Here is an 18,856-nt window from a genome sequence, read left to right as displayed (position 1 = left end):
CCGCAAGGACGGGGGAGAGCGATGAACGTCTTCGAGCTGCGGATCCCCGATGTCGTGGTGGACACCGCCGTATGGGTGCTCGTGCTGATCGGCGCGCTGCTGTGCCTCATCGCCGCGATCGGACTTCTGCGCCTGCGCGATGTGCCGAACCGGCTGCACGCCGCCACCAAGCCGCAGGTCCTCGGCCTGCTGCTGATCTGCCTGGCGATCGCGCTCTCGCAGCGCTCCGTGATCGGCGTCGCGCTGGGGCTGCTGCTCGTGGCGCCGGTCGTGCTCATGCAGTTCGCGACCGCCCCGCTGTCTGCGCACATGGTAGGCCGCCAGGCCTACCGCAACGGCACGATCGACGAGCGCTCGCTCGTGGTCGACGAGCTCGCCGACTCCAAGCGCACCCCGCCCGGCGCAGGCTGATCCGCGCCTCTTCGGCCTGGCCGGATCCGGGGGATCAGGGGTCGACGATCTCGAACACACCGCCGCCGCCGCGCGGCCAGTTCGGCCCGCGGCTCGCGTCGAGGACGTCGACGTCCGCGGCGAAGGCCGGCCCGGAATACCAGTCCGCGTCGATCACCGCGAAGCCGAACGGGTACCACCCGTCGGCGAGCATCCTGATGCGACGGATCGCGTGGCCGGTGCTGTCCAGAGTCACGGTCGCGTCGGTCTTCGTGGTGGACACCCACACGGTGCCGTTCGCCGGACCCGTGATCGAGATCACGAGTCCGGTGGTGCGTGCTTCTTCGAGCGGGATCGGTCCGCTGAGCTGCTCGAATCCCTGCACGGTCGGCGCCTGCACCGTGACCGTGCCCGTCGTCGCGAGGGACTGCTCCGTGGGGGTGAAGGCCCAGACGGAGTAGTCGTAGGTCCCGATGTCGAAGGCCAGCGGGCGGGTGTCGAAGGTCCAGGATCCGTCGGGGGCGACGTCGACCGGATACCTCTGGGAGGCGAAGTCGATCGCGACCGAGTTGCCCGGGGCGGTCTGCCCGGTGATCATCGGCGCGACGTAGGCCGTGACATCGGCCGGAGTGGTGACACCGGGGTCGAGGCCCGGGGTTCCGCCGGTGCCGGATCCAGGGCCGGGCGTATCGGGGCCTGCGGGCAGCGGCTGCGGCGGAAGGTACCGCGAGACCGGGTCGGTGCTGAGGTCGATCACCGGGATCGACGGATCGCTGACCAGCCTGCCGAGCTCGATCGTCCCGATCGGGATGGGCGTCGTGTCCACCACCTCGTCGACCGCCGACGTCAGCGGCGGGACCGCAAGGAGGGGGAGCGCGGGCAGAGGCGCCGTGATCGCCGCGGGGGCGGAGGTCGGCCCAGGATCGGGGAGGGCGGGCGCCACGATCACCAGTGGCGCGAGGGCGAGGGATCCGGCGACGATCAGGCCGCCTCCCACCAAGAACCATCCGGAGGCGCCGATCCCCGCGGCGGAGACCGCTGCGGCAGCGGCCGCCGTCCCCGTGGTCATCGATGCGGCCGCGGGGACCGAGAGCCCCGCAGACCCCAGCAGCACGGCGAGCGTGGTGCCCTGCAGGCGTGCGGCGCCGCCGCGGAGGCTGCCCAGCAGTTCGCGGCAGTCCGCACAGTCCGAGGTGTGCGCACCGACCTCCGCTGCGAGCATCGCATTGCGGGGCTCTGTGAGGTACTGGGGGAGCAGCCGGGCGACATGGGCCGTCTCCTCGCGCAGCGCGACGGGGATCTGCCTGCTCAGCCACTGGAACTTCAGTCCGGAGCGCGCGCGGCGCTGCAGCGCCGAGACCGCGTTGGGCCTGATCTGCAGTTCGCGCGCGATGTCGGATCGGCTCGCGTCGGCGACCTCGGCCAGCCAGAGCACGCGCTGCCACCGGTCCGGGAGCTCCTGGAAGGCGGCGAGCACGTCGGCGGACTCCGACTCCTGCTCCGCATAGCTCAGGGCGTCGCGGTGCTCCACGTCGTCGACGTCGTCCGAATCGAGCAGACGCTCCGCATCCTTGTGCCAGCGGATCGACGTGTTGCGGATCACGGCCTTGAGGTAGGAGCGGAATGCGAACGTGGGTCCGTTCGGGGTCGTGGTCACCTGCTGGTAGATGGCGAGGAAGGACTCGGACACGAGATCCTCGGCCCGCGTCGGCGCCAGTCGTCCCGCGTAGCGGATCCCGGCGCCGTAGTGCCTGCGCCACAGCGCGTCATAGGCGCCGCGATCGCCGGCGCGCACGTCGCGGAGCAGCTCCGCATCGCTTCGCACCTCGGTCATGACACCTCCACGGACGGCCTCCTGACGAGGCGCACCACGCCGCGGCTCCGGGCCGGAGGCGGCTCGAGCGCATCGGTCACGGGTCGGGTCCCGTTCCGGGAACAGCGCTTCGTCACAAGCATCTTGGCACCAGAGGCGCGCCATCCTCGAATCTTTTTCCCCGGATCCCGCCGCGGCACGGGACACAGGTCCGTGCCCGATGACGCGGTGCGTCGTCCCAGAGCGATGCTTCACCTGCTGTTTCCCCGCCCGCGGTACCCTGAGCGCGCACGCGCCCCGGCGTGACAGCAGCTCGAACGGAACCCGATGCAAGACATCCTCGACCGCGCCGCGCTCGCCGCGACACCGCGCACGTTGATCGACATCCTCGTCGACACGGCGCGCCGGCACCCGGACGCTTCCGCGATCGAGGACGCGGCGGGAGCGCTCAGCTACGGCGAGCTGCTCGCCCAGGTCTGGCGCACGGCCGCGCGGCTGCGCGCGCACGGGGTCATGCGCGGCGACAGGGTCGGCATCAGGATGCCCTCGGGCGGGCGCGAGCTCTACCTCGCGATCCTGGGCACCCTCGCGGCGGGTGCGGCATACGTCCCGGTCGACGCAGACGACCCTCAGGAGCGCGCCGACCTCGTCTTCGGCGAGGCCAAGGTGCGCGGCGTGATCGGCGCCGGAGGGGTGTTCCGGGGCGCAGATTCCCCGTTCGGGGCGCACCACGCCGTCGAATCCGGGCAGGGCGCGCCCCAAACGGACCCCGCGCGCCCCGAAACGGACCCGGTGACCGGGGTGGCCGGGGTGGCCGGGACGGCCGGGGTGGCCGGGACGGCCGGGGTGACGGCGGGGGAGCGAGCCGGATCGGGACTCTTCGACGGGGAGGATCCGCACCCGAGCTCGGTCTCGATCACGACCGTGCCGCATCCGATGCCGCTGGACGACGCCTGGATCATCTTCACCTCCGGCTCGACCGGGGTGCCCAAGGGCGTCGCCGTGACGCATCGGTCGGCGGCCGCGTTCGTCGACGCCGAGGCGAACCTCTTCCTGCAGGATGCGCCGCTCGGTCCGGGCGACCGGGTGCTGGCAGGGCTCTCGGTCGCGTTCGACGCCTCGTGCGAGGAGATGTGGCTGGCCTGGCGCTACGGCGCCTGTCTCGTGCCGGCGCCGCGCGCACTCGTGCGCTCGGGCGAGGATCTCGGACCCTGGCTGCTCGGGCACGGCATCACCGCGGTGTCGACCGTTCCGACGCTCGCCGCGCTCTGGCCGCAGGACGCGATCGAGAACCTGCGGCTGCTCATCTTCGGCGGCGAGGCGCTGCCGCCCGAGCTCGCCGCGAGGCTGGTCGGCGAGGACCGCGAGGTCTGGAACACCTATGGCCCCACCGAGGCCACGGTGGTCGCGTGCGCGGCCGAGATGGACGGCGAGGCGCTGCGGGCCGGGGAGCCGGTGCGGATCGGCCTGCCGCTGGACGGCTGGGAGCTCGCCGTCGTCGACGCCGAGGGCAACAGGGTCGCCGAGGGCGAGGTCGGGGAGCTCGTGATCGGCGGCGTCGGCCTCGCGCGGTACCTGGACCCCGCGAAGGACGCGGAGAAGTACGCGCCGATGGCGTCCCTGGGCTGGGACCGCGCCTACCGCTCCGGCGATCTCGTCCGCTACGAGGAGGCGGGCCTCGTGTTCCAGGGCCGCGCGGACGACCAGGTGAAGATCGGCGGTCGGCGCATCGAGCTCGGCGAGGTCGAGGCCGCGCTGCAGAACCTCACCGCGGTCACGGCGGCGACCGTCGTCGTGCAGCGCAGCGAGGGCGGTATTCCGCTGCTCGTCGGCTATGTGGTGCCGACCGAGGGCTTCGACCGGCAGACCGCGCGCGCCGAACTCGCGGAGACGCTCCCGGCCCCGCTCATCCCGCTGCTCGCGGTCATGGACGACCTGCCCGTGCGCACCTCGGGCAAGGTCGACAAGGCGGCGCTGCCGTGGCCGCTGACGGATCCGGACGCCGACGACTCCACGCTGACCGGCACCGCGGCCTGGCTCGCCGAGCAGTGGTTCGCCGTGCTCGGCACCCGGCCGCTCGACGAGGACGCCGACTTCTTCCAGCTCGGCGGCGGATCCCTCGCGGCCGCGCAGCTGGTGAGCCGGATCCGCGCCCGCGCGCCCGAGTTCACGATGGCCGACGTGTACGACCTGCCTCGTCTGCGGCGCATGGCCGACGCGGTCGAGGCCGAGGCGGGCGACGACGAGCCCGAACCCGGCGATTTCCACGAGTCCCGGCCCACCCCGCGGCGCATGCAGTGGATCCAGACGATCCTGGGGGTGCCGCTGTTCGTGCTCGGCGGCATCCGGTGGGTGCTGTGGCTGCTGACCGGGAGCGCGATCCTGCACCTCGTGCCGGGGTTCGACTGGTTGCCGACCGCGCCGCTGTGGCTGCTGATCGCGGGGCTCGTGGTCTTCGCGACGCCGTTCGGGCGCATGGCGATCGCCGCGATCGCCGCGCGCATCCTGCTGGCCGGCGTGCGGGCGGGCGACTACCCCCGCGGGGGAGGCGTGCACCTGCGGCTGTGGCTCGCGGAGCAGGTGAGCCACCAGATCGACCCCGTCGGGTTCGCCGGCGCACCCTGGGTGAGCTACTACGCCAGGGCGCTCGGGGCGAAGATCGGCCCCGACGTCGACCTGCACACGCTGCCGCCCGTGACAGGCATGCTCGACATCGGCGCCGGAGCCGCGATCGAGCCCGAGGTCGACCTCTCCGGATACTGGATCGACGGCGACACGGTGCGCGTCGGCGGGATACGCATCGGCGCGGGTGCGGTCGTCGGCGCGCGCAGCACGCTCGCCCCCGGAACGCGGATCGGCCGCGCGGCGGAGGTGGCGCCCGGATCCGCCGTGTTCGGCCGTGTGCGCGCCGGGCAGCGCTGGGCGGGCTCGCCCGCCGTTCGCGTCGGCGGGAAGTCCGCTCCGCTCGCGCCGGAGCGCCCGCCCGCACCGCGCCGCTGGCTGTGGGCGTATGCCGCATCGAGCATGGCTCTCGGACTTCTTCCGGTGCTGGCCTTCGCACTGGGGGCGCTCGTGCTCGTGCAGGGCGCGCGCGGAGCCTCCTCGCTCGCTGCCGCGCTCCCCGGACTGGCGATCTGGCTCGTGCCGTCCGTGCTCGTGACCGGGCTCGTGTTCGCCGCGCTCGTCGTGGCGGGGACCCGACTGCTGTCGATCGGACTGCGCGAGGGGATCCACCCCGTCCGCGGCAGGATCGCGTGGCAGGCGTGGACCACGGAGCGCCTGCTCGACTCCGCCCGCACGCTGCTCTTCCCGCTGTACGCGAGCCTGTTCACCCCCACCTGGCTGCGTCTTCTCGGGGCGAAGGTCGGCAAGGAAGTGGAGATCTCCACCGTGCTGCTGATCCCCTCGATGACGACGATCGACGACGGCGCCTTCCTCGCGGACGACACGATGGTCGCGTCCTACGAGCTCGGCGGAGGATGGATGCGCCTGGCCGCGGCGAGGATCGGCAAGCGCGCGTTCCTCGGCAACTCGGGCATGGCCGGCGCCGGGCACAAGGTGCCCAAGGACGGCCTCGTCGCCGTTCTCTCGGTGGCGCCCGACAAGGCGAAGGCCGGATCCTCCTGGCTCGGATCCCCGCCGGTGCGTCTGCGCCGGGTCGTGAATGAGTCGGATCTCGAGCGCACCTACCGCCCTCGCACGGCCCTGCGGGTCGCCCGCGGCCTGTGGGAGCTGTGCCGCATCGTCCCCGTCATCCTCTCCTGCGCGCTCGGACTCGCCGTCCTGCTCGCGCTCGCGGCGCTGGCCACGAGCATCGGACTGGTGTGGACCGTGGTGCTCTCCGGACTCGTGCTGCTGATCGCGGGTGCGGTCGCGGCGGCGTTCGCGACCGCGGCGAAGTGGGCGTTCGTCGGGCCGATCCGCCCCGGGGAGCACCCGCTGTGGTCGAGCTTCGTGTGGCGCACCGAGGTCGCCGACACGTTCACCGAGATGATGGCGGCTCCATGGTTCGCGAACGCGGCGGCGGGCACGCCCGCGCTCGCCGTGTGGCTGCGCTCGCTGGGCGCGACGATCGGCAAGGGCGTCTGGACCGACAGCTACTGGCTGCCGGAGCCGGATCTGGTCACGCTCGGCGACGGGGCGACGGTCAACCGCGGCTGCGTGGTGCAGACGCACCTCTTCCACGACCGCGTGATGAGCATCGACACGGTCACGCTCGAGGCGGGTGCGACCCTCGGCCCGCACAGCGTGATCCTGCCTGCCGCGACGATCGGATCCGATGCGACGGTCGGTCCTGCCTCGCTCGTCATGCGGGGTGAGAGCGTGCCGGTCGGCAGCCGCTGGAGCGGCAACCCGATCGGGCCCTGGCGCGTCGTGAAGGTGCGCAGCTACCAGGCGGCGGAGTGAGCGCCGGGACTGCGGTGAGTGTCGTGCATCCGTCGTGCCGGGATCTGTGAGCATGGAACCGTGAGCCCCGACGACTACACCCCGCATTCCGGAGACCGCCGCTACCGCGTCGAGCACTACGACCTGAGGATCGACTACCGGCTCGGCACCAACCGGCTGGACGGCGTCGCGATCGTGCGCGGGCGCGCCATCGAGGCGACCTCGGCGATCTCGCTGGATCTCGCGGGGCTGCGTGCGACCAAGGTGCGCAGCGACCTCGGCGGCCGGATCGGTTTCACTCAGACCGATCGCAAGGTCAAGGTCGCGCTCGGCCGGCAGCTCGCGGCGGGGGATCCGTTCGAGCTCACGATCACCTACGGCGGTGCGCCTCGTCCGCGGCGCACCCGCTGGGGCACGCTCGGCTGGGAGGAGCTGGAGGACGGTGCGATCGTCGCCTCCCAGCCCGTCGGCGCGCCATCGTGGTTCCCGTGCAACGACCACCCCTCCGACAAGGCGACCTACCGGCTCGTGATCACGACGGATCCCGGCTACGCGGTCGCAGCGGCCGAGCCGGTGTCCACCACGACCAAGGGCGGGCGAACGACGTGGGTCTTCGAACGCGCAGCGCCCACGCCCACGTACCTCGCGACCGTGCAGATCGGGAAATATGTCTCACGCGGCATGGATCTCTCCGGGGTCGAGGGGCAGGTGCTGCACCCGGCGGGGCTGGCCGCGCGCGTGGACGCGGACCTGTCGCCGCTGCCGCAGATGATGGCCGTGTTCGCCGAGGCGTTCGGGCCGTATCCGCTGCCCTCCTACCGGCTCGTGGTGACGGCGGACGACCTGGAGATCCCGCTCGAGGCGCAGGGCATGGGCGTGTTCGGCGCGAATCACATCGACGGCAGGGGCAGCCTCGAGCGCCTCATCGCGCATGAGCTCGCGCACCAGTGGTTCGGCAACAGCGTGGGGCTGGCACGGTGGCGCGACATCTGGCTGAACGAGGGCTTCGCCTGCTACGCGGAGTGGATCTGGTCGGAGCGCAGCGGCGGACGCAGCGCGCATGCGAAGGCTCTCGGCCACTGGGCCGCGCTCGCGGCAGAGCCGCAGGATCTCGTGCTCTCGGATCCCGGTCCCGAGCTCATGTTCGACGATCGGGTCTACAAGCGCGGCGCACTCGCCCTGCATGCGCTGCGGCTCACGGTGGGCGAGGACGCGTTCTTCCGCATCATCCGCGCATGGACGTCTCAGCACGCCGGGGCGACCGCCACGACCGAGGACTTCCGCACGCTCGCGGCCTCCGTCGCCGGCCGCCGGCTGGAGGCGTTCTTCGACGCCTGGCTCGACGTGGAAGCCCTTCCGCCGCTGCCCGAGGCGCCCGCCGCCCTCGCGGACGTGGAGCCGGCGCCGGTCACCGCCGCCCTGAATGTGAACCCGAGGGCCGCGACCGAGGTCTAGGAGCGACCGTCCGGTCCTCTGTCGTGATCGGGGCCGGCGACCACCAGCGCGCGGGCGAGGCCGACGGCGTCGTCCGCGAGCTGCGTCCGGCTCTTGTCCTGCTCGCGAAGCCCGTGCGCGATCATCTCGCCGGAGAGCGCGGCGAGCAGCGCCTCGGCCCGGTAGTCCCCCGAAGGCGCGCCCGCGAGCTGGATGAGATGCCGGCAATGAGCGCGCCAGACGTTGTGCGCGCCGCTGCGGAACCGCGCACCGACGGCTGAGGTCTCGGACATCAGGACGAGATCGAGCTGATCGGCCACGAGCTGGACGTACGCGGTGACGAACGCGACGAGCCGCGGTACGGGCTCGGCGCCCGGCCCGAGGGGGGCGGGACCGGAGATCATGAGCTCCTGGAGCTGCCGTTCCCGTTCGTCGAGCAGCGCCATGGCCAGGCCGGCCTTGTCGGTGAAGCCCCGGTAGAGGGTGCCGACGCCCACTCCCGCTTCAAGGGCGACCTTCTGCATGGTCAGCCCCTCGATGCCCTCGCGGCGATACACGCGCTGCGCCGCCTCGAGCGCCTTGCCGCGGTTGCGGACGGCATCCGCCCGTCGTGGTTCGGGGGCGCCGTGACCGAGGAGCACCAGTGCGGGCGCGTCTGGCGAATCGGAATCCATTCCGGTAACCTTCCTCAGAAGCGGAACACATTCCGTTTCCTGTTTCCCGGTCGACCGCATTCGGAGCCAACCATGACAAGACTTTTGCACATCAGCGCCTCACCCCGTGGCGGGGCATCGGAATCCCTCGGGCTCGCGGCCTCGTTCCTCGAGTCGTATCGTGACGCCCATCCAGACGCCGCGATCGAGCATTTCGATCTCTGGGACGGCACGCTGCCGGAGTTCGGCCCGGCGGCGGCGACGGCCAAGATGGACGTGTTCGCGGGCGCGGACCCGAGCGGCGAGGAGGCCTCGGCGTGGCGGGCCGCGCTGGCGACCTTCGCCCGCTTCGATGCGGCGGACCGGTATCTCTTCACCGTGCCGATGTGGAACGCCGGAGTGCCCTACATCCTGAAGCAGTTCATCGATGTCGTGTCCCAGCCGGGGGCGGTCTTCGCCTTCGATCCGGTGGAGGGGTATCGAGGGCTGCTGCACGGGAAGAAGGCGGCCATCATCTACACGGGGGCCGTGTGGGGTCCTGGTCGCGGCCCGGCGTTCGGGAGCGACTTCCAGCAGCCGTTCTTCGAGGACTGGCTCCGCTGGACCGGCATCACCGACATCGAGAGCGTCGGCTTCCATCCGAACCTCGCGACGGACGACGCCGACGCCTCTCGCGAGCGTGCGCGGGCCGCGGTCCGCGAGGTCGCGCAGCGGATCTGACCTCTCTGCCCGACCGGGCTGTCCTCCGCGACGGCGAACCGCCACACTGGACGCCATGGCCACCGTGGCGGAGTGCGAACGCGTGCAGACCGCGTGGTTCCGTGCGCGGGCGGAGACGCTGGGAGGCGAGTGCCTGATCGAGGACGGCCTGGTCTGGACCGACGGACCGGACGGGATGAACCTGATGTTCCCGGAGGATCCGACGGTCGATGCGCTGCGGCGAGGCGTCGCGCGGGCGCAGGGCAGGGGGTGCGGGCTCGTCGGGGCCTGGCTCGGAGCGGAGGTCGACGAGAGGCCGCTGGCGGAAGCCGGATTCGAGCGCGGCTGGGCACCGTGCTGGATGTCCGCGGAGCTCACCGAGACTCCCGTCGCCGATGACCCGCGGGTCGTGCTGGTCCGCGAACCCGGATCCATCGCCGGCGACTTCGAGCAGGAGCGGCTCGGCCTCGCCCGCATCGAGCCCCCGATCGCGTGGTGCGCGGTGGCGCGCGATGCGGAGTCGGCCCGGTTCGCAGGGCGCGCCTGGTCGTTCCGCAGCGGTGCGCACGCCGGCATCTTCGACATGGCGGTCTGGCCGCCGTTCCGCCGCCGCGGCCTCGGTACGGGCCTTCTCGCCGCCGTCTGCGCGGCCGCGGCGCGGTCCGGGGCGCGGGAGGCGGTGCTCAACGCGACGCCGGAGGGCGAGTCGCTCTACTCCCGGTGCGGCTTCACACGCGTGGGCACCGGCATCACCTGGTGGCGGCACCTCGCCGGGCGCTGAGGGCCTCAGTCTCCGGTGCCAGGCGCGTCCCTCCCGATCCGTGCGAGCGACCGGTCGAAGACCGTGAGGAGGAGGAACACCGCGGCGATCCCGACCACGACCCAGCCGAGCACGTGGAGTCCCTCCGTGGTCGCCCGCGCGCCGTAGACGTTGCCGTAGATCACCGAGGAGACGATCGCGCCGAGGTAGAAGAACGTGCGCAGCAGGCCGGCCGAGGACGCGATCCGCTCCGGCTCGGCCTGGTAGTACAGCGAGTTCTGGATCGCGAGGTTGTTGAGGCCCTGCGGGATGCCGAGCACGAGCATCGCGAGCACGAGGAACCAGATCGGCGAGGAGCCGGTCATGAACAGCACGAGGATCCCGGCGATCAGCTGGGCGGCGGATCCGACGAGGAGCTTGCCGACCACCTCGGGCCGGCGCCCGAACGCGAGCGCGACCGCGATCCCGGCCGCGAACACCGGGAGCAGCACGAGTCCCGCAACGGTCGGGGTGAGGCCGCGGCCGTCCTCGAGCCACTGGGTGAAGCCGTAGACGAACGTGTACGAGATGGTCGCGGTCAGCAGGGATCGCACATAGCTGAGCAGCAGCGGCGCATTGCCCGAGAGCACCCGCACGTCGATGAAGGGATCCGGGGTCCGGCGCTCCCACCACACGAAGGCGACCCCCGCGCCGAGGGCGAGGACGAGGAGCCAGATCAGGGACGGCGCGATGTTCTGCAGGAAGACGAGCAGGGCGAGCATGGTGACGGCGAAGAGCAGTATCCCGATCCCGTCGATCCGCGGCCGATCCTCCACCGCGGGCTCGAGGCCCGTCCACCGGGGCAGGAAGAGGGCGCCGAGCAGCAGTGTGGCGAGCCCGAGGGGGACGTTCACGGCGAACGTGGCGCGCCAGCCCCATGCGCCGACGAGCACGCCGCCGAGCGCGGGCGCGATCACCGCGATCGTCTGGGTCGTGACGCTGAGCAGCGTGAGGATCCCGGCCGGCGACGCGAGCCCGGTGCGATCCCCCTCTGCGCGGATCATGTGCATCGCCGCCGGGTAGCCCGCGCAGGTGCCGAGGCCGAGGATGACGCGCGCCGCGACGAGCCACCAGATGCTGTCGCGGTTCTCCGGCGCGAGGAGTCCGATCGCGCCCGCCGCGGTCACGAGCACCGCGCCGAGCAGGTAGAGCGAGCGCACGCCGAAGATGTCGACGAGACGGCCGACGAGCGGCTGTCCGATCGCTGTGGCCAGGTAGAGGCTCGAGACGAGCCAGACGGTCTCGCGGGCGGGGGCGCCGAGTGCGAGGCCGATCGGGGTGAGCGCGACGGCGATGATGGCGGTGTTGATCGGGTTGAGGATCGAGCCCACCATCATCGGGGCGAGCAGCCGCCGGTCGAAGCGCCCCTCGGGCGCGGGACCGCCGATCGGCGCCGAGTGCTTCCGGATCACGGGAGCATCCGCTCCAGGAGTCCGGTCGCGGTGGAGATCGCGCGCAGCTCGTCCTCGTCGAGCGCGTCCAGGGCATGCTCGAGCCAGGTCGCGGCGGCGTCCTTCTGGCCCTCGATCCTGGCGCGTCCGGCGTCCGTGAGGTCGATGATCTGGCGGCGGCCGTCACCCGGGTCGGGGCTGCGGGTGACGAGCCCGAGCGCCTCGATCGCGTCGACGGTCGCCGCCATGGATTGCGGCCGCACGCGTTCCGCCGTCGCGAGGGCGCTCACGGTCGAGACGCCGCCCTTGCCCAGCCGGGCCAGCGCCGACGCCTGGGACGGGGTGATGGTCTCGTCGGCGCCGGCTTCGCGGAACTGGCGGAGGAGCCGCGCGACGACCGTGCGGAGGTCGAGCGCGGTCTGTCGCGCACTCACAGCGGATGCATCGGTCCCGGGCGAGGTCTCAGGCATATCAACAGCCTAGACTGCACAGTCGTACCTGTCTATTACGTCGAAAGGGCGTAGCGATGACCACCGCACTCCTGCTCATGGACTTCCAGAACGGCATCGCCGGGCGCTACGCGGAGGGCGGCTCCGACGTGATCGTGCATGCGCAGCGCGCGCTCGCCGCCGCCCGTGCCGCGGGGATCCCCGTCGTCTTCGTCCGCGTCGCGTTCCGCGAGGGCTTCCCGGAGGCGGCCGCGCGCAACAAGGCCTTCGGCGCGATCAGCCAGTCGCCCACGGCTCCGTACATGGGGGAGGGCGCCGAGGCCACGCAGATCGTCGCCGCCCTCGCCCCGCTCCCGGGGGAGCCGGTCGTCGTCAAGCGGCGGTACGGCGCCTTCGCCTCCGACCTCGACGTGCTGTTGCGCGGGCTGGACGTGACCGACCTCGTGCTCGCCGGCGTCTCCACGAGCGGGGTCGTGCTGAGCACGGTCCGCCACGCCGCCGACCACGACTTCGGGCTCATCGTCCTGGCGGATGCGTGCGCGGATCAGGATCCCGAGGTGCACAGGGTGCTGCTCGAGAAGGTGTTCCCGCGTCAGGCCGACGTGGTCACGGTCGACGCGTGGGCGGCCGGCCTGAACTCGGACGCCGCAGCGCGAGCGTGACGATCGTGCCGGGCGCGGCGGCGACCGGGAGGATCAGGAACTCGCCGCCGTCCGGCACCGTCGCGCGACCGTCGGCGGAAAGGCGCACCTGGTCGGGCGGGACCAGCAGGCCGCGTCCGTCGGCCTTGAGCGCCGCCTCGATCGCCGTCCAGCCGCGCAGATCCGGGGGATCCTCCGGGGCGAACAGGAGTGCGAGGTCTGGCGCCGCTCCCTCGAGCTCCACGTCGATGCCGATCGCGGCCGCGTCCTGTTCGCGGGCGACCGCGACGACGACCCAGGGATCCGCGTAGGCCGCGCTCGCGAGCAGTGGAGCTTGCGGGAGCAGCGGGCGTCCGTGCGGCCCGCCGCAGACCGGGCAGCGCTGTTCGACCCGCACGTCCGAACCCGGCGCGAGTTCGGCGGCCAGCGCCCGGATGAGGGCGCGGCCGGTGTCCCGCCGCTCCTCGGGCGTCGTGCGCGCCCACGCGATCCGCACGCCCTCCACCGTCGCTCCTCGCGCGCCTCCGGCTGTCGCTCCTCGCACGCCCCCAGCGTAGAGCGCGCCCGCGCCCTGGCGCCCCATCTCCGAGTCGTCCCCGTGAGCGCACGCTCTGGGCTCCTCTGGCGGGGACGACCTGGAGATGCGGTGCGGCCAGGATCGATGTCTGTCCCCACTCTCCGCGTCGTCCCCCTCAGCGCACGCCAGAGGCTCCGCTGGCGGGGACGACTCGGAAGTGGGGTGGGGGCCCCGGGCGCGTCGGATTCCCCGCACGCCTAGGATCGAAACCTATGACTTCGGATCCGGCGGGCACCCAGACCATGCGCCGCCCGGGGCCGATTCGCCGCGTCATCGGATCGCTCGACGATCCCGTCCTGCGAGCCCTGGTCACCGCGACGGCCGTCGCGCGCATCGGGCGCGGGGTGTTCCTGTCGATCACGGTGCTCTACTTCATCCGCGTCGTCGGTCTCAGCGGCGGTGAGGCGGCGATCGTGCTGGCCGCGGCGAGCGGCAGCAGCATCCTCGCCTCCTTCCTCGGCGGTTGGCTCGCGGATCGGTGGAGCGCGCGGCGGCTCTCGCTCGTGTTCGAGGTCGCGGCGGGTCTCTTCCTCGTCGCCTACGCCTTCGTCGGCTCGTTCGCGACGGCGATCGTCCTCGCCGTCGCGAGCGGCTTCCTCGACGCCCTGGCGCAGTCGTCCCGGTCGGCGGTGATCGCGCGCGGCTTCACCGGCGACAACCGCGTGCACGCCCGGGCCGTGCTGCGCACCGTGACGAACCTCTCGATCGCGGCAGGATCCGGGATCGCCGCGATCGCGCTGGCGATCGGAACCCCCCTGGCGTACCGGACCGTGATCGTGATCGCCGGGGTGATCTGCGCGGTCGGCGCGATCCCGCTGCTGCGGTTGCCCTCCTCCGTCGATGCCGCGCGGCGAGTGGCCGAGACCATCACGACCGAGACCGGATCCGTGAACACGGCGGCGACGGCTGCGGCCGAGCGGGAGCTGCGGCGCGACTGGCGCGCCCGCTCGCCCTGGCGCGATCCGCGCTATCTGCTGCTCACCCTCTTCTCCGCCGCGTTCGGGATGCAGTTCGGCGTCGCAGAGGTCGGCGTGCCGCTGTGGATCGCCCACGCCACCGCGGCGCCCGACGCGACGGTCTCCGCGCTGCTGATCGCCAACACCGTGCTCGTGGTGCTCTTCCAGGTGCGGCTCTCGCGCAACACGCACGACCTGCGCGTCGCGGGCAGGGTCTCACTGATCGCCGGGGTGCTCATGGCGGGCGCGTGCCTCGTCTACGCGTCGGCCGCGGGGCTGCCCGTCGTGGCGGCGATCGCGGTGCTGCTGATCGCGCTCATCGCGCACACCTTCGCCGAGATCCTGTCCCAGGCCGGCGGATGGGGGCTGAGCTTCGAGCTCGCCGATCCCGTGCGCGCGGGCGCGTACCAGGGCGTCTTCGGGATGACGTTCTCGATCGGCTCGCTCGTCGCGCCGCTCCTCGTGAACGCGACGGCGATCGCCCTCGGGTTCGCCGGCTGGGCGATCCTCGCCGTGGTCTTCCTCGGATCCGCGCTCGGCATCGCCGCGATCGCCTTCCGCGCGGCACGGCAGGAGCAGCAGGCCTGACCCCTCCACCTTCGCCTCGTCCCCGTGAGCGCACGCTCTGTGCTCCGCTGGCGGGGACGACTCGGATACGAGGTTCGGTGCTGGTTCGGTGCTGGCCCCTCCACCTTCGCCTCGTCCCTGTGAGCGCACGCTCTGGGCTCCGCTGGCGGGGACGACTCGGAAGTGGGGGGCGGGGGACGCGGGTCAGGTGCGCGTGAGGAAGTCCGCGATGCGGGCCGCGGCCGGGGCGGCGTCGCGGATCATGGTCTCGTGCCCGCATCCGGGGATCTCGGCCAGCTCCGCGCGAGGGATCGCGTCCGCGACCGCCCGGGTCCAGACCGCGGGGCAGACCGGATCCCGCGAGCCGCGCAAGACGAGGGAGGGCGCGGCGATCCGCGAATAGAGGTCCTCGGGATGGTGCGCGATCGTGGCCCGGATCTTGCGGACCAGCTGCGGCCCGGCGCGGAGGTACTCGCGCACGCCCCGGACGACCACGCGCGGGTCGATCGAGGCCGTGTCCTGCAGGAACCGCAGCGCCTGCCGCGCCACGCGCCGAGCCCCGGCGTCGACGGTGGGCGCCGCGAGCACCACGGCGCGCACCAGGTCGGGGTGGCGGACGGCGAGTTCGGCGGCGACCTGGGTTCCCATCGAATGCCCGATCACAGTGACCGCGGGCAGCCCCGCGGCGATCAGGTGCGCGGCGACGAGGTCGGCGTGCTCGGGCATGGCGAGAGGGACGTCGGGTTCCGGTGCGGCCCCGAAGCCGGGGAGATCCAGGGCCACGACGACCCCATCCAGTCGCCCAGCCAGATCGACGAAGACGCTGCGCCCCATGCCGAGTCCGTGCAGGAGCAGGAACACCTCCGAGCCGGATCCGACGCGCTCCGCGATCAGCGTCGCGGATCCGACGGTGAAGGCCGTGACGGATCCGCCCAGGGCCGGGGTCAGGTCGGGTTCGCTCACCGAACCACTCCACCACATCTGGCCGCCGACGGAACCCGCACCCGCGGCTCCCACATCCGGGTCGTCCCCGTCAGCGCACCCCAGGGGCTCCGCTGACGGGGACGAGGCGAAGACGAGGTGCGACCCCGGTTCGATGCCGACCCCGGCTCTGCGGGTCGTCCCTGTCAGCGCACGCCAGGGGCTCCGCTGGTGGGGACGACTCGGAAGTGGGTGTCAACGCAGTGGGGTCAACACACGGGGGCAACACATGAGGGCAACGCACGGGGGGCAACGTGCGGCCGGAGGGGTCAGCGTGCGGAGGGCTTCAGCACCAGGGTGTCGACGGTGGCGGCGGTGACGGCCTTCGCGGAGAACGGCCAGGGGGACTGGACGCCCTTCGACCAGTTCTCGGTCTGATCCGTGTAGTGCGGGCTGAACGCGTGGCCGCTCGCTCCGGTGAGGTGGTTCCACGTGGAGGCGTCGAAGTCGGAGAGATCCACCACCATCCGCATCGACGGCACCGTGGTCGTCGCGTAGGAGCCGCCGAGCGTCCAGCCGGTGGCATCCACGAGCGAGGACCCGCCGCCGACCGGATACGGCCCGCGGTTGAACAGCCACTCGATCGGTGCGATGCCGCTCTTGCCGAGGGTCTGGTGGGTGAGCGTGATCGCGTGCAGATCTCCCCAGTTCCACCGGTTCGGGTCCGATCCCTGCGCCTTCACGAGCTCGTCGTACGCCTGCTTCGCCGACAGCGCCAGCATCTGGTCCCGGCCCGTGACGCCGATCTTCTCGTTGGTCCACAGCGGGTCGTCGGGGTTCTCGAGCATGGGGCCCACGACCGTGAACAGACGCCCCTGCCCGTCCATCGGGAGCGGATGCTCGCGGTTCGCGAACAGGTTCAGCGCCAGGTGCTGCCAGAGCACGTTCGCGTAGGCCGCGGCGGGGGAGTCGGCGGTGGCCTGCGCATCCCAGGACTTGAGCAGCCCCACGGCCGTGCGCACTCCGGCGTCCTTCGCCGGCGGGAGCTCCTGCATCTCGGCGGCGAGCTGCTTGCCGATCCAGCTCTGCTGGTCGAACTGGATGTCGCGCATGTCCTGGGCCGTGAGCGGATGCTGCTTCGCGGTGCGGGTGATGAGCTCGGCGATCCGGGCGGCGCGGTAGCCGTAGTCCCAGTCCCGGGAGAGGAAGTACGGATAGCTGTCGGCCACGATCGCGTTGTTCGCGGTCACGATGTATCCCTCGTCCGGGTTGTAGGAGACGGGGAGCTTCTCGAAGGGGATGTATCCGGTCCAGTCGGAGGCGCTCGTCCAGCCCGGCTGCGGGAAGTACCCGTTGCCCGATCCGCGGATCGGCAGCCGGCCGGGCGTCTGGTAGCCGATGTCGCCCTTCTGATCGGCGTAGATGAGGTTCTGCGCGGGCACGTCGAACAGGGATGCCGCATGCCGGAAGCCCGCGAAGTCCTTCGCCGTGTTCATGGCGAAGATCGCGGTCGAGGTGGTGCCGGGATCCAGTGCGGTCCAGCGCAGGCTCACGGCGTACCGACCGGGGAGGGCGTCCACGGCCGCGCCCGGAGCGACGCCGGTCTCCCCGCCCGGCGAGCCCGGATCAGCCTGACCCACGATCGGCGTCTTCGCGAGCGCCGTGAAGTCGTCGGTGAGGCCGGAGACGATCGGGCCGTGCACGGTCGAGCGGATCGTGAGCGTGATGTCGGCGCCGCCGGCGACCTTGATCTTCTCGGTGCGGGTCTGCAGCGGCACGCGCACGCCGTCGCGCCAGTACGCGTCCCCGTCGACCTTCTCGATGTACAGGTCGGTGACGTCGGTGGTGAGGTTCGTGAAGCCCCAGGCGATGTCGGCGTTGTGCCCGATCACGATGCTCGGCAGCCCGGAGAACGAGAACCCGCTCACGTCGAACGGGCAATCGGCGTTCACCGTGCGGCAGCGCAGCTGCATCTGGTACCAGACCGAGGGCAGTGCCGCACCCAGGTGCGGGTCGTTCGCGAGCAGCGGCTTGCCGCTGGCGGTGAGGGAGCCCGAGACCACCCAGGAGTTGGATCCGATGCCTTCGCCGGGATTGCCGAGCAGCGTCTGCACGGCCTCGAGGGTGCTGCCGGCGGTCGTCCAGCGCACGGATGCCGTGGGGGCAGCGTCGGTCGCGGGGGCGCTCGCCGCAGCCGCGGGGGCGCTCGTCGTGGGGGGCTCCGTCGTGGCGGGGCCGGCGGGCTCCGTCGGCGAGGGGCTGGATGCGCTCCCCGTCGTCGTGTCGGAGCCGCTCGTGCCGGGTGCGCTCGCCGCCCCGTTCGCGACCTGGTCCATGGGGGTGATGGTCGGAACGATCACCGGGTGCCGGTCGAACGGATACGCGGGGTAGATCTCGTTCATGGTCGCGGCGTCGACCGTGGGGGCGAGCAGCGCGCGCGTGGTCTCGTCCTCGACGTTGCCGCGCAGATCCCAGGCCATCGCCTTGAGCCACGCGACCGAGTCGGCAGGAGTCCACGGCTCGATCCGGTAGCCCGGATTGTTCATGCCGACCACGGCATACTCGAAGGACGCCTCGGCGCCCTTGTGGTCGGCGAGGTACGCGTTCACGCCTTCGGCATAGGCCTCGTAGTAGCCGCGGGTGGTGGGATCCATCGCCGCGACCTCCTTCTCCGCGATGCCGTGCCAGTCCAGCGCGCGCAGGAACTCGTCGGTGGCGACCTGGGAGGATCCGAACAGCTCAGCGACCCTGCCGCTCGTCACATGCCGGCGGAAGTCCATCTCCCAGAACCGGTCCTGCGCGTGCACGAAGCCCTGCGCGAAGAACAGGTCATGGCTGTTCTCGGCGGTCACGGTCGGGATCCCGCGGTCGTCCCGCTGCACGGTCACCTGCGCCTTCAGCCCCTTGAGCGCGAGCTCCCCGGACGTCTGCGGGAAGGAGCGCTGCGCGGTCCAGACCAGGAACAGCGCGGCCGCCGTGGCGAGGACCACGATCCCCGCGATCACGCCGAAGGCGATCCGGCCGATGATCCGTCCGGTGCGGCGCGTTCTCGCGACGGGTGCGGCTGACGACATCGCTGCTCCTTCGAGTGACACGGAGTCTCACGGTCGGGAGGATCGGGTCGCAGCACCGCGAGACGTCCTCGCATCCTAGCGCGCAGCGCGGCCCCTGCTTTCCGGG

General features: G+C 72.0%; 14 protein-coding genes. 7 read left to right on the top strand and 7 right to left on the bottom strand.

Translation table 11 applies throughout. The annotated features are described in order from the left end of the window. Positions 1-21 precede the first annotated feature (21 nt). On the top strand, positions 22-411 hold the full coding sequence (gene mnhG, locus ACIPY5_RS08860) for a monovalent cation/H(+) antiporter subunit G (protein ID WP_309342006.1): 390 nt from the start codon (positions 22-24) through the stop codon (positions 409-411). Positions 412-445: 34 nt separating this feature from the next. Here mnhG and ACIPY5_RS08855 read toward each other — a convergent pair whose 3' ends face one another. Then, positions 446-2,224: an RNA polymerase sigma factor gene (locus ACIPY5_RS08855; RefSeq protein WP_400969363.1), complete on the bottom strand. Its 1,779-nt coding sequence runs from the start codon at positions 2,222-2,224 to the stop codon at positions 446-448. Positions 2,225-2,530: 306 nt separating this feature from the next. On the opposite strand from ACIPY5_RS08855, the gene ACIPY5_RS08850 reads away from it, so the two are divergent. Continuing rightward, complete coding sequence (locus ACIPY5_RS08850) at positions 2,531-6,610, top strand: Pls/PosA family non-ribosomal peptide synthetase (RefSeq protein ID WP_400969360.1); 4,080 nt, start codon at positions 2,531-2,533, stop codon at positions 6,608-6,610. Between the two features lie 60 nt (positions 6,611-6,670). Continuing rightward, entirely contained in the window at positions 6,671-8,044 is a 1,374-nt protein-coding gene (locus tag ACIPY5_RS08845) for a M1 family metallopeptidase (protein WP_400969357.1), read from the top strand. Here the strand turns inward: ACIPY5_RS08845 and ACIPY5_RS08840 are convergent. Then, a complete protein-coding gene (locus tag ACIPY5_RS08840; RefSeq protein ID WP_400969354.1) occupies positions 8,041-8,697 on the bottom strand; it encodes a TetR/AcrR family transcriptional regulator in 657 nt (218 codons plus the stop codon). The genes ACIPY5_RS08845 and ACIPY5_RS08840 overlap by 4 nt on opposite strands. Before the next feature lie 72 nt (positions 8,698-8,769). On the opposite strand from ACIPY5_RS08840, the gene ACIPY5_RS08835 reads away from it, so the two are divergent. Further along, complete coding sequence (locus ACIPY5_RS08835; RefSeq protein WP_400969352.1) at positions 8,770-9,396, top strand: FMN-dependent NADH-azoreductase; 627 nt, start codon at positions 8,770-8,772, stop codon at positions 9,394-9,396. A 55-nt stretch (positions 9,397-9,451) separates the two neighbouring features. Beyond that, positions 9,452-10,156 carry a GNAT family N-acetyltransferase gene (locus ACIPY5_RS08830; RefSeq protein WP_400969349.1) on the top strand — a complete coding sequence of 235 codons (705 nt, stop codon included), beginning with the start codon at positions 9,452-9,454 and terminating at the stop codon, positions 10,154-10,156. A 5-nt stretch (positions 10,157-10,161) separates the two neighbouring features. Here the strand turns inward: ACIPY5_RS08830 and ACIPY5_RS08825 are convergent, their stop codons facing one another. Together ACIPY5_RS08825 and ACIPY5_RS08820 are read right to left on the bottom strand one after the other, a co-directional pair. Further along, positions 10,162-11,586: an MFS transporter gene (locus ACIPY5_RS08825; protein ID WP_400969346.1), complete on the bottom strand. Its 1,425-nt coding sequence runs from the start codon at positions 11,584-11,586 to the stop codon at positions 10,162-10,164. Further along, positions 11,583-12,035, bottom strand: coding sequence for a MarR family winged helix-turn-helix transcriptional regulator (locus ACIPY5_RS08820; RefSeq protein WP_400969343.1), 453 nt, complete (start codon positions 12,033-12,035; stop codon positions 11,583-11,585). Before ACIPY5_RS08820 ends, ACIPY5_RS08825 begins: the two co-directional genes overlap by 4 nt. A gap of 56 nt (positions 12,036-12,091) precedes the next feature. On the opposite strand from ACIPY5_RS08820, the gene ACIPY5_RS08815 reads away from it, so the two are divergent. Then, positions 12,092-12,676 (top strand): cysteine hydrolase family protein, encoded by a 585-nt coding sequence (locus ACIPY5_RS08815; protein WP_400969341.1) that lies wholly within the window; start codon positions 12,092-12,094, stop codon positions 12,674-12,676. On the opposite strand, the gene ACIPY5_RS08810 is transcribed toward ACIPY5_RS08815, so the two are convergent. After that, positions 12,621-13,199 carry a 4'-phosphopantetheinyl transferase family protein gene (locus ACIPY5_RS08810; protein ID WP_400969338.1) on the bottom strand — a complete coding sequence of 193 codons (579 nt, stop codon included), beginning with the start codon at positions 13,197-13,199 and terminating at the stop codon, positions 12,621-12,623. The two genes, ACIPY5_RS08815 and ACIPY5_RS08810, sit on opposite strands and share 56 nt — an antisense overlap. A 245-nt stretch (positions 13,200-13,444) precedes the next feature. Between ACIPY5_RS08810 and ACIPY5_RS08805 the strand changes: the two genes are divergently transcribed. Continuing rightward, the gene (locus ACIPY5_RS08805; RefSeq protein ID WP_400969335.1) at positions 13,445-14,776 is read left to right on the top strand and encodes an MFS transporter; all 1,332 of its coding nucleotides are present in this window, start codon (positions 13,445-13,447) and stop codon (positions 14,774-14,776) included. Positions 14,777-14,959: 183 nt separating this feature from the next. Here ACIPY5_RS08805 and ACIPY5_RS08800 read toward each other — a convergent pair whose 3' ends face one another. Together ACIPY5_RS08800 and ACIPY5_RS08795 are read right to left on the bottom strand one after the other, a co-directional pair. Further along, positions 14,960-15,718, bottom strand: a complete 759-nt coding sequence (locus ACIPY5_RS08800; protein WP_400969332.1) for an alpha/beta fold hydrolase — start codon at positions 15,716-15,718, stop codon at positions 14,960-14,962. 287 nt (positions 15,719-16,005) lie between these two features. Continuing rightward, a complete protein-coding gene (locus ACIPY5_RS08795) occupies positions 16,006-18,750 on the bottom strand; it encodes a penicillin acylase family protein (RefSeq protein ID WP_400969329.1) in 2,745 nt (914 codons plus the stop codon). Positions 18,751-18,856 lie beyond the last annotated feature (106 nt).

Source organism: Microbacterium sp. NPDC089698 (assembly GCF_044749045.1).
In the GTDB taxonomy this organism is placed as follows: Bacteria; Actinomycetota; Actinomycetes; order Actinomycetales; family Microbacteriaceae; genus Microbacterium.
This window is presented reverse-complemented; position numbering and strand designations above follow the sequence as displayed.